This is a genomic window from Thauera sp. 2A1, from assembly GCF_009469595.2.
In the GTDB taxonomy this organism is placed as follows: domain Bacteria; phylum Pseudomonadota; class Gammaproteobacteria; order Burkholderiales; family Rhodocyclaceae; genus Thauera.
In genome coordinates, this window is the sequence record NZ_SSXV01000080.1 from 1 (window position 1) to 2,259 (window position 2,259).

Genomic DNA, 2,259 nt, shown 5'->3' on the forward strand with positions numbered 1-2,259 from the left:
AATGTGCCTGTACTCTTCTTCATAGGTATCCAGCCACCACAATCGCATGTAGAGTAAGCTACACTATTCAATCTTTCTAAGTCACATGGTAACTTAGCCTAATAACCATTGATAGGTATTACTTCTACTTTATGATCTAGTTGATTAACAGAACCTATATTCATTAAACTTTCACCTATCCATTGTTTGATGTCAGTAATAGGTATTTCGGTTTCATTTAAACCTAAGTCCGCAATTACTTTAGCAATCACGGCTTTACTACTTGTCATTTTATATATCATGGCTGCTATTCGTAATCGTGAATATTCTATTTAATTATTTGTGCTAAATGCCTTTTATTTGCTCTAGTAAGTACAATCTAATACTTACTTTTGTTAGACACTAGCATGTCCTATTTATTCCAGTAAAGTCTATACTTGTAGAATCCTGAGTGTTCATTAAGTAAATAAGTAAGTTTACCTAACTCTTTAGTAGCTTTATAATCTATTCTAAGACTTCTACCATCTAAATGTTTAGGCTGTTTCTTTACTATTTGAATACTACCCATTCTATAAGGTAATTTAACTTCTTTACTTTCTTCTAATAACTAATCTCTTAAGTGATAAAAGTAGTCTGTTACTATCTTTCTATAAGTAGTATAATCTATATCGTATACTGTATCTGGTTCTATACTACTTAAGTAATGGTTATAGAATGAAGGTATAGTATAAGATACCGTTTTATTAGCTGATTTATTTAATTCATTCATCGTCTTATACTTCTGTTAACATTCTAATTCATTACATTCTAAGTATCATCCTTACTATCGTTAGTAGTATCAGATACTTGCTATCTCATAGTTAAGAAATCTTTAGTAAAGATTAGCTACTTAACTGTTCCCCACATATAAGCTGGTAAAGGATATTCATCCTTATCAGGATTGTAACATAGTTTATCTTCAGTAGGATCTTCAGCAATTATTTCTACATCAATATATTCTAGTTGATTAGCATCACCTTCTACATATATCCTATTACCTTTAACATATGCAATATAATCTTTGCAAGTGTACTTTCTATATCTCTAGAATTTCATCTTAGTTTCAGAACCTAATTGAATAATGTTTCCATAGGCATCCTTTACTGTTATTACTGAAGTAGTAAGTTTAGTACCAAGTAAAGTAGGCAATTCTTTATCCCCTTGGTATTCTGCATGACCTGGATCTTCTTCTATTTTATCCAAATGCATGCGTATAGTCTAATAGAAGATCTAGTCTAATTGCTCTCCCTTATCTAACTTCTGTTTTAATAGGTAAGCTCGATATGTTTTAATCCACAACATTATCTAATATCTAGAAAGTTTTTCAGATTCTCCTATGTTGTTATTACGTGCTTCTAACAATACATCGTCACAAAGTTCATTTAATGTCATATCGTTATATTTTATATTTCCAATTATACCCTTTACATTTATTACCTCTGCGAATAGCTTTCGATATAGCTGCATGACTTACATTAAAATATCTACTAGCTGAGGATATACTATGAAATTCTATTATCTCATTTTCTTTATACCCTACAATTGTTATGCAATTTGAATGAGTAAGTCTTTGTTTTTCAGATGTACGTTCGATGCAAGTTCCATATGAATGATTATATGATTTAGTACACCATTCTAAATTATCTACACAATTATTTAATTTATTCTCATCTTTGTGATTTACACAAGGTAGATTGTTAGGATTAGGTAAGAATGTTATAGCAATTAATCTGTGTACGTTTTCGCTCTTTTTTAATTTATCTGTATTTATTGGTAAACCTAAATATTTACCACTATTTAAACACGGGGTCATTATTCTTCCTCGTTTTATGTATTTTATTTCTTTACCTTTTAAAACAGTTTTTATAACTCTGTCCTTACTCTTAATTCTACCAAGAGTACTAGCCATATAATATTTTTCATATCCGGGTATATCTTTCCAAATCTCTTCCATATTTACTAACTTTATGCTAACTTATAATAAAGAGTGTATAAGAAGCCGTTAGCTAGCATTCATAGGTAGCTACTCCTATTTATCTTATACACTCAATTTATAAACGCAAAATAATAATATTTGTATTTATTACACCTAAAAGGAATACATTGATTCTTTTTTTTAATAGCTGTTCTTATAAGTACACATAATAAAAAAGGTAGACTTTTTAGTCTACCTTAAATATCTTTTATTTCATCTATGGAGCTGGTACATTAGGCATAGGTGGCATTGGTGGTTTTGGGAAC

Annotated in this window: 3 protein-coding genes; all 3 read right to left on the minus strand. The window is 29.7% G+C overall.

All coding sequences use genetic code 11. The features are described 5' to 3' along the window. Window positions 1–98: 98 nt before the first annotated feature. The gene (locus GH664_RS22450) at window positions 99–269 is read right to left on the minus strand and encodes a hypothetical protein (RefSeq protein ID WP_153163850.1); all 171 of its coding nucleotides are present in this window, start codon (window positions 267–269) and stop codon (window positions 99–101) included. A 793-nt stretch (window positions 270–1,062) separates the two neighbouring features. Next, window positions 1,063–1,227: a hypothetical protein gene (locus GH664_RS22455; RefSeq protein WP_153170282.1), complete on the minus strand. Its 165-nt coding sequence runs from the start codon at window positions 1,225–1,227 to the stop codon at window positions 1,063–1,065. A 187-nt stretch (window positions 1,228–1,414) separates the two neighbouring features. Further along, complete coding sequence (locus tag GH664_RS22460; protein ID WP_153170283.1) at window positions 1,415–1,972, minus strand: NUMOD4 domain-containing protein; 558 nt, start codon at window positions 1,970–1,972, stop codon at window positions 1,415–1,417. Window positions 1,973–2,259 lie beyond the last annotated feature (287 nt).